The 1178-nt window shown below is 73.2% G+C and carries 1 protein-coding gene; it reads left to right on the top strand.

The genetic code is table 11. The annotated features are described in order from the left end of the window. Positions 1–173: 173 nt before the first annotated feature. A complete protein-coding gene (locus G3I65_RS54910) occupies positions 174–1004 on the top strand; it encodes a tRNA (adenine-N1)-methyltransferase (RefSeq protein ID WP_160704422.1) in 831 nt (276 codons plus the stop codon). Positions 1005–1178: the final 174 nt, after the last annotated feature.

Below are 1178 nucleotides of genomic sequence, written 5' to 3'. Positions count from 1 at the left end.
GTCCGCGAGACGGCCGCGTGGCAGTTCCTGGTCGTCGACGACGAGGGCCGCCCGGCGGGCGTGCTGCGCCGGGACGACCTGCGGGCCGCGCTGAACCGCCGCACCCGCTGACGCCGCGGCACGGGCGGCCTGCGAAGATCTGTCGTCGGCCATTCGGGGTACAGGAGGAAGTGTTGTCGGTCAGCGGACCGTTTCGCGCGGGTGATCGGGTGCAGTTGACCGACTCGAAGGGGCGCCACTACACCCTGACGCTGGCCGACGGCGGTGAGTACCACACGCACCGCGGCGGCCTCGCCCACGACGACCTGATCGGCCGTCCCGAAGGGTCGGTCGTGACGTCCGCGGGCGGGTCGACCTACCTCGCGTTGCGTCCCCTCCTGCCGGACTACGTGCTCTCGATGCCGCGCGGCGCGCAGGTGATCTACCCGAAGGACACCGCGCAGATCGTCATGTGGGGCGACATCTTCCCGGGCGCGCGCGTCCTCGAGGCGGGCGCCGGCTCGGGCGCGCTGACGTGCTCGCTGCTGCGCGCGGTCGGCCCGGCCGGGAGCGTGCAGTCCTACGAGATCCGCGACGACCACGCGGTGCACGCCGAGCAGAACGTCGTGAAGTTCTTCGGCGAGAAGCCGGCCAACTGGACGCTCACCGTCGCCGACCTGGCCTCGCACGAGGGTGAGGTCGACCGGGTCGTGCTGGACATGCTGGCCCCGTGGGAGCAGCTGCCGAACGTGGCGGCCCACCTCGTCCCGGGCGGCGTGCTGACGGTCTACGTCGCGACCGTGACGCAGCTTTCGCGGGTCACCGAGTCGCTGCGCGAGCAGCAGTGCTGGACCGAGCCCGAGTCGTGGGAAACGCTGATGCGCCCCTGGCACGTCGTCGGTCTCGCGGTGCGCCCGGACCACCGGATGGTCGCGCACACGGCGTTCCTGCTCACCGCGCGGCGCCTGGCCGACGGAACCGTGTCACCGCGCGTGTCGCGCCGCCCGGCCAAGGGCAAGGGCTAACCCGGCACGCACCAGCGGCCGTTCTCCTTGTGCAGGGGGAACGGCGTCTCCTTGGTGCCGCCCACACCTTCGACGTGCACCTTCGCGGTGGCGGACTCGCCGCGCACCTCCGGGGGCCCCGCCAGGCGCGCCGTCACCGGGCCGGCCGCGTCCCACGTCCGCTGCAGCCCGGCC

This window comes from Amycolatopsis sp. SID8362, assembly GCF_010550475.1.
Lineage (GTDB): Bacteria > Actinomycetota > Actinomycetes > Mycobacteriales > Pseudonocardiaceae > Amycolatopsis > Amycolatopsis eburnea.
The sequence above is the reverse complement of the archived record's forward strand: the minus strand, read 5'-3'. Positions and strand labels throughout refer to the sequence as shown.